Source organism: Paenibacillus sp. (assembly GCF_035645195.1).
GTDB lineage: Bacteria > Bacillota > Bacilli > Paenibacillales > YIM-B00363 > Paenibacillus_AE.
The window spans coordinates 1-3,301 of sequence record NZ_DASQNA010000028.1 but is presented as its reverse complement, the minus strand read 5'-3'; the positions used below and the strand labels follow the sequence as shown (position 1 = coordinate 3,301).

The following is a 3,301-nucleotide window of genomic DNA, read 5'->3' as shown; positions in this document are numbered from 1 at the left end:
TGTCGTCGCCGGCTCCGCCCATCATCGTGTCGGCGCCCATGCCGCCGTCGATCCAGTTGCCGGCCGCGTTGCCGGTGATCGTGTTGTTGAGCGCATTGCCGGTGAGCGCCACCGCCCCGACGCCGGTGGCTTCGAGAGCCTCGATCTCGGCCCCAAGGGTGAAGCTCGCATTGGTGACAACCTTGTCGTTTCCTCCACCGGCACCCTCGACCACGGCATCGCCGGCGCCGACATGGTAGGTGTCATCGCCGAGGCCGCCCTGGAAGGTGTTGACCGCGTCGTTGCCGACGAAGACGTCATTGAAGTTGGAACCGACGGCGTTTTCGATGCTGGAGTAGGTGTCGCCCTCCGCATCGCTGCCGCCACCTTTTCCGGTAGCGAGGTTGACCGTCACGGCACCTGTGGCAGCGGCATAGCTGACCGTGTCGCTGCCGGCTCCGCCGTTCAGGACATCCGCTCCCTTGCCGCCGATGAGAGTGTCATTGCCGCCGAGGCCGCTGAGCGTGTTGGCATCGCCGTTGCCGGTGAGAACGTCGCCACCGGTGGCCGAGCCGATCAGGCCCTCGATGCTCTCGAAGGTGTCAACACCAGCTGCGCCGTTTCCGCCTGATGGCAGGGCGACGTTCACTCCGACCGTAGAGCTCGCATAGCTGGCGAGATCGTGGCCATGGCCGCCGTTGAGCGTGTCATTCCCAGCTCCGCCATCCAGCGTGTCGTGGCCGTTCAGGCCATGCAACACATCGTTGCCGCCGCCGCCGCGGAGATCGTTGTGACCTAGCTCGCCGTCCGCATTGCTGCCGTGAAGCGTGTCGTGACCACCGGAGCCGATCAGGCCCCTGATCGCAATGAAGACGTCTCCTGCTGCGTCATTGGTGTTGTTCTTGCTGGCATCAAGGTAGGCTTCCACATTCTTTGAGGCCAAACTGTAGGATGCGAAGTTGAAGCCGGCTCCACCGTCCAGCGTGTCGCCGCCTTCCCCGCCCTCCAATGTATCGTCGCCATCGCCGCCGGACAGCTTGTTGTAATAGGAAACCCAGTCGTTGACCTGAGCATTGATGAAGTTCGAACCGATGAGGACGTCATTCCACTTGGTTCCGACGAGATCGTCGATGGAGTTGTTGTAGTCGTCTCCTAGGGCCTCACCCGTATTTTGGGAGGCATTCATGAGACTGGCCACGACACCGACGCCAGCAGTTGAGAATTCGTAGGTGACGACATCGCGGTAATCATCGCTAGGAGTACTACCGTAAAACTCGTCCGCCCCAAGACCACCGTACAGGGTATCCGCACCATGGCCGCCATTGAGCGTATCAATGCCGTCACCACCATCAAGCATATCGTTGCCGTCGGCACCCTGTAGGAGGTCGCTTCCGATGAACCCTCTCAGAATATCGTTGCCCAGGCCGCCGTAGAAGATGTCGTTGCCGCCGGGGCCGACCTTGGCGCCCTCGATGGTGTCGCCGGTCGCGACGTCCTCCGAGCCCGCGATCACCTCTATGGTGGTGTAGGTGTCGCCCTTTGCATCGCCCGTGTTTTTCGAGAGATCCCAGAGGTAGACTCCGACCCCCACATCTGCATCCCAGTAGCTGGCGGTATCCTGGCCGTTGCCGCCGATGAGGCTGTCGGCGCCAACACCGCCGTTGAGATGATCGTTCCCGTCGCCGCCCAGAAGCGTGTCGTTGCCGATGAGACCCCGAAGGATATCGCCGTCGTACTCGGTCCCAACGTAATAATCATCGTGACCTAGATCCATCGTCTGCCCGTACACCGAACCTTCTACAGTGACGGGAGCGATCCGAGGGTCGAAGATCACGTTCGAGATGGCGGCGCCGCCCGGGAAGGACGGATCGTACCACGCGAGTGCAAGGCGGCCATCCTTCATCTCGGTGAGAGTGGGCGTATATTGCGGCCCGAACCCGTCAACCGCAGCCCTGGCGTTGATCGCCGTCGGATAGGTTACGATGCTTGCGGGATCGCTGGGCTGCTTGCTCGGATCGATGATCTTCAGGAAGATGTCGCCATTGTCCGTCGGCGAGCTCGGAGAACCGACGACAGAATTATAGAGAACCGCGATACGGCCGCCGGTCAGGGCGACGGTTTGAAAGGCGTCGTCCAGAGCCAGGACCTGTGTGCCAATCGTATATGTGTTTTGATAGACGCCGCTGGCATTATAAACATGCGTCTGGACGGTCCCGCCGCTACGGAAAGTAACGGAATAAGCGCCCGTCAGCTCGCCTTGCGCGTTCTTGAGGGCGACCACTTCGGCGTCGCTGCCAGAAGCGACAGGGGTGCCGTTTGTTGGAACCTGCTGGCCCAGGGTGATGAGCTTGGTGTAAACTGTACCACCGGCCGCATAACTCACGAGGAACTTGCCGCCGCCGAGCTCCGCCACATCGACGTTGTCGACACCAGCCAAGTTCGGCACGACATCGTATACCCCTCCCTGGACCGCTTCGCCGCGGTTGTTCTGGACGACAAGCTTGACGCTGCTGGCCCCGCTTTGAAACACGGTGACGTAGCCGTCATTGCCGTTTCGCGCCATCGCCGGTGCATCCCCGTTATGGATGCTGATGTTGGAGACGAGAGGCGGGTTGGCAGGCGTGATGGGATTGCCCTTGATGTCGAAGACCCGAGTGCTGAAGCTGAAGGATGACGCGTCGCCACGTACGGAGGAGTTCCACGCGATCGCAAAGGTGCCGTCGACCGGGTTGACCTCGATGTCGGCGATGTTGTGCAGCCGGGTATCCTCGACCAGGAGCTTCGGCGTCGCAAAGGCCTTCCGGCCTGCGCCGTCATAGATCTGGAAGTAGATCTTTTCGTTGTTCCGCCAGGCCACCACATAGCCGCCGTTCGGAAGAGACGCGACTGTCTCGCGGTCCAGCCCCGATCCAGTGACGACTTCACTTTCGGTGTTCCAGAATTTGAAGGTCATTTTTCGTCTCCCGCAGAACCCGCATTTTTTCGGGTTCGTTCAGCAACAGAATCACGCCAGGCGCGGCTCGGCTGCCCTGGTAAATGATCCAACGTTATGTTGCAAGAATATAGCGTTTAAAGCTTTAGCGAAGGTGCGTTGCCGCACATGATGGCCATCATGCAACGATTTCGCAGTTATTCCCTTGGGTTAGGCGCCAAACGGAAGGCGAGTATCGCGCCTTGGATACGGCCCAGGTGAGGTGAAATGTAGCGGGACAGTGAGCCGGGTCGGGTCTGGCGCCGCCCCATAGCCATCCGCCCCCGGAGCCGCTATTTCTTCCCTGGATAGCTCACCAGCCCCCGAGACCCGATGCCCTCCTCCCGTCCC

The 3,301-nt window shown here is 60.9% G+C and carries 1 protein-coding gene; it reads right to left on the bottom strand.

What is annotated here, in order from left to right; all coding sequences use genetic code 11:
* Window positions 1–2,932, bottom strand: a 2,932-nt coding sequence (locus VE009_RS15080) for a calcium-binding protein (protein ID WP_414694868.1), incomplete at its 3' end; no start/stop codon positions are given.
* Between the last annotated feature and the right edge of the window lie 369 nt (window positions 2,933–3,301).